1 protein-coding gene is annotated in these 510 nt (G+C 47.5%); it reads left to right on the top strand.

What is annotated here, in order from left to right:
- Nucleotides 1–510: AsmA family protein (locus tag R7P64_RS24760; RefSeq protein WP_318124296.1), on the top strand; the 510-nt coding region annotated here is incomplete at both ends.

The raw sequence follows: 510 nt of genomic DNA, 5'->3' as shown, positions 1-510 counted from the left end.
CATACGCCAATTCTACATGGCAATGGGTTTCACCCTACCTTGGCTTACCGATCCAAGCGGAGCGCGTTCATTACGACTTCCCTTACCACCTTTCGCTGCAAAACGTTCGCTCCCAAGACGCTCAACTGCCTTATATTGAACAAGTCGACGTGTGGCTGAACCCTGACATACGACGAGATGGGAAATGGATTATCGATAGCTTGCTGATCGATGGGGTGAGTCTAAAAAAAGGCATACCGACACAGCCTAACTTAGAGTCGATCCAGTTCCACCAGATTGCGCTGAAAAATATTGATTACGCGGGTCCGCGCTTTTCCGTAACTGGATTGAGTATCCAAATCCAAGATCCTACTTGGAGCAACGCTCAACAATTATGGCCTTACGGCGCTATTCAGGCCTCTGCAGAACAAATGTATGGGCATGGTGAGGCGATACAAAAAGTACTGGTTGATGTGGATTATCAAGCCCAAAACAGCACCCTCTATGGCACGTCTTTTAAATGGCGAAATA

The sequence above is a fragment of the Vibrio sp. 2304 genome (assembly GCF_033339475.1).
Taxonomy (GTDB): Bacteria; Pseudomonadota; Gammaproteobacteria; order Enterobacterales; family Vibrionaceae; genus Vibrio; species Vibrio alginolyticus.
The sequence above is the reverse complement of the archived record's forward strand: the minus strand, read 5'-3'. Positions and strand labels throughout refer to the sequence as shown.